General features: G+C 73.0%; 3 protein-coding genes. 2 read left to right on the top strand and 1 reads right to left on the bottom strand.

Annotated features, from left to right (window positions below; translation table 11 throughout):
• Positions 1-386, bottom strand: a 386-nt coding sequence (locus Q7W29_11855; GenBank protein ID MDO9172514.1) for a DUF2062 domain-containing protein, incomplete at its 3' end; no start/stop codon positions are given.
• 118 nt (positions 387-504) lie between these two features.
• On the opposite strand from Q7W29_11855, the gene Q7W29_11850 reads away from it, so the two are divergent.
• Together Q7W29_11850 and Q7W29_11845 are read left to right on the top strand one after the other, a co-directional pair.
• Positions 505-1,899: a tryptophanase gene (locus Q7W29_11850; protein MDO9172513.1), complete on the top strand. Its 1,395-nt coding sequence runs from the start codon at positions 505-507 to the stop codon at positions 1,897-1,899.
• Between the two features lie 13 nt (positions 1,900-1,912).
• Positions 1,913-2,551, top strand: coding sequence for a hypothetical protein (locus tag Q7W29_11845; protein ID MDO9172512.1), 639 nt, complete (start codon positions 1,913-1,915; stop codon positions 2,549-2,551).
• Positions 2,552-2,860 lie beyond the last annotated feature (309 nt).

The raw sequence follows: 2,860 nt of genomic DNA, 5'->3' as shown, positions 1-2,860 counted from the left end.
GCGGCCAGCGCGACGCCCAGCGCGACCGCGCCGAGCCAGGCCGCCAGCAGCGCCTCGCCCAGCCTGGCCCGCGAGATCTCGTCGACGGCCAGTTCCGGCATCGGGCGCCCGAGCAGCCACGTGCCCAGCCGCACGTCGAGCAGCGCCAGGGGCAGGAAGGTCACCGGGTTCGAGAGGTTCGAGGCGAGCAGCGCCGCCGCCCGGTTCGCGCGCAGCGCCGTCGCGAGTCCCAGAGCCATCCAGGTGTGCAGCCCGAGCACCGGCGTCGGCGCCACCAGCAGGCCCGCCGCGACGCCGCGCGCGACGGCCCGCGGGTCCCGCGTCGGCCCCACCGCCGCCCGCCACGCGTCGCGCAGGCGTCGCCGCCAGCGATCCGGCAGGACCATCGTCGCCCCCTCTTTCCTTGTTCGCCGTATCGGCGGCTGCTACCTTCGACCCCGCAGGATGCCCTTCCGCGCCGCGCGTGGCAAGGCCTTCCGCCGTTTCCCCGGTCGAGGAGGACCCATGGAATTGCCGTTCGTTCCTTACCGCATCAAGGTCGTCGAGCCGGTCCGCCGCGTGAGCCGCGAGGAGCGCGCCGCGGCGCTGACCAAGGCCGGCTACAACGTCTTCGGCCTGCCGAGCTCGTCGATCTACGTCGACCTGCTCACCGACAGCGGCACCTCGGCGATGAGCGACGCCCAGTGGGGCGCGCTGGTGCAGGGGGACGAGGCCTACGCGGGCAGCCGCAACTACTACGACTTCGAGGACACCATCCGCGACATCTTCGGCTACCGCCACGTCATCCCCACGCACCAGGGGCGCGTGGCGGAGAACCTGCTGTTCACCACGCGCCTGGACAAGCGCTCGGTGGTGCCCAACAACATCCACTTCGACACCACGCGCGCCAACGTCGAGCACCAGGGCGCGCTCGCGCTCGACTGCGTCATCGACGAGGGGCTCGACCCCACGGGCGACCACCCCTTCAAGGGGAACATGTCGCTGGCGAAGCTCGCCGCGGCCTTCGACCGCTACGGCGACCGCATCCCCTTCGTCATGATCACGATCACCAACAACAGCGGCGGCGGCCAGCCCGTGTCGCTGGCGAACATCCGCGAGGTCTCGGCCTTCTGCCACGGCAAGGGCGTGCCCCTGATCTTCGACGCCTGCCGTTTCGCCGAGAACGCGTGGTTCATCAAGCGGCGCGAGCCGGGCTGCCGCGACCTGGCCATCAAGGAGATCGCGCGGGAGATCTTCGCCCTCGGCGACGGCTGCACGATGAGCGCGAAGAAGGACGCCCTGGTGAACATGGGCGGCTTCCTCTGCCTGAACGACGACGACTGGGCCCGCGACATCACGAACCTGCTGATCCTCATCGAGGGTTTCCGCACCTACGGCGGGCTGGCCGGGCGCGACCTGGCCGCGGTCGCGCAGGGCCTGCGCGAGGTGCTCGACGACGACTACCTGACCTACCGCATCGGCCAGGTCCGGCGCATGGGCGAGCAGATGCAGGAGCGCGGGGTGCCGATCCTGACGCCCGTCGGCGGCCACGCCGTCTACGTCGACGCGCGGCGCATGCTGCCGCACCTGCCGCAGGGCGCCTTCCCGGCGCAGGCGCTCACCTGCGCCCTGTACCTCGAGGGCGGGGTGCGCGGCGTGGAGATCGGCAGCCTGATGTTCGCGCACGCCGATCCCGAGACGGGCGCCACCGTCCACCCGGCCATGGAGCTGGTGCGCCTGGCCGTGCCGCGGCGCGTGTACACCGAGACGCACCTGGCCTACGTGGCGGAGGTCTGCGGGCGGTTGCGCGAGTGCGGCGAACGCCTGCGCGGCCTGGAGATCGTCGAGGAGGCGCCGGTGCTGCGCCACTTCACCGCCCGCCTGCGCCCGCTCGGCGGCGGGTCCCTGATCGCCGACTAGGAGGGAGACGGCCGTGCTGCTGCGCGTGGAACCCGCCGACTGGGAGCACGCCGCGGCCGTCGCGGAGCTGGCGCGCGGGGCGGCCCGCCGCCACGGCCTGACGGACCGCCTGCGCGAGCTGGCGCTGGTCCTTGACGACCTCGCGCCCGACGAGCGGCCCTGGTGGCGCCTCGCGGCGCCCGGCGCGCTGGAGATCTACGGCCACCCCGGCCACTTCCTCGCCGAACGCGGCGCGGAGCTCGCCGGCGCGCTGCCGTTCCTGCCCTGGGACCTGCGCGCACCCCCGGCGCCCGCCGACCCGCCGCCGTTCGCGCCCGCGCGGGGAGAACGATTCCTGCACCACCACTTCCTGGCCGTGGCCGACGTGCTGGCGGGCCGGATCGTGCCGTCCGCGGTGCCGCCGGCGCTGGCCGAGGCGTTCCAGGAAGTCTGGGACGTGACGATCGACGGCCGCCTGCGGCGCGGGTTCCTGCCCGGCCTGCCGGTCGCCGAGCGCCGCCGCCGCTTCGCGCGGCTCTTCGGCGCGGCGGGCGTCCTGTTGCCGCTCCACTGGGAGCTGTTCCACGAACTGTGGGACTGGGACGAGCCGGACCAGGAGGGGCTCGTCGGGAGGGCGGAGCGCCTGCCGCCCCTGGACCGCCGGGGCGCGTGAGGCGGCCCGCACCCGGGGATAGCATTTGCTTTTTCGACCCCGGTTCGCCAATTTCATGTCGATGCCGGCCCGATCCGCGGTGTTGACGATGACCGGTGGCGGCGGGTAACCTGCTGCCGCGGTCCTGCGGCGGGAGCGCCAGTCCAGGTTGATACGCCGGTCGCCGATGGCCGGCACGATCCGATACCCCCAAGGGAGGTTGTCCATGTTTGCTGCCACGTCCGTGCTGCGACGGGCTCCGCTTCTCCTCGCGGCGATGGTGCTCATCGCGATCCTGGCCGGGCTCGCCGGCTGCAGCAAGGAGAAGGT

The organism is bacterium (assembly GCA_030654305.1).
In the GTDB taxonomy this organism is placed as follows: Bacteria; Krumholzibacteriota; Krumholzibacteriia; order LZORAL124-64-63; family LZORAL124-64-63; genus PNOJ01.
Note: the sequence above shows the minus strand (reverse complement) of the source record. Positions and strands in the feature narration are given on the sequence as shown.

Excerpts from the sequence above, each read along its gene's own strand:
- Q7W29_11850 (MDO9172513.1), top strand. The coding sequence starts at position 505 with ATGGAATTGCCGTTCGTTCCTTACCGCATCAAGGTCGTCGAGCCGGTC.